The following is a 209-nucleotide window of genomic DNA, read 5'->3' on the forward strand; positions in this document are numbered from 1 at the left end:
ATGGGAGTTAACGGGATCGAACCGCTGACCCTCTGCTTGTAAGGCAGATGCTCTCCCAGCTGAGCTAAACTCCCAAAGGGCGGAGTCTAGCTCAGCCAACGGTAAGAAACTTCGTTTCTCTCATCCGCCGATTGTAATTTCGATTTCCTCTCAATTACAACTAAGCTAAACTCCCTCAAGCTAAGCGACTTCCATATCTCACAGGGGGC

1 tRNA gene is annotated in these 209 nt (G+C 49.8%); it reads right to left on the reverse strand.

The features are described from left to right. Position 1 precedes the first annotated feature (1 nt). Positions 2–74, reverse strand: a tRNA-Val gene (locus tag HMPREF2991_RS07570). Positions 75–209 lie beyond the last annotated feature (135 nt).

The organism is Streptococcus sp. HMSC072D07 (genome assembly GCF_001814835.1).
GTDB lineage: Bacteria > Bacillota > Bacilli > Lactobacillales > Streptococcaceae > Streptococcus.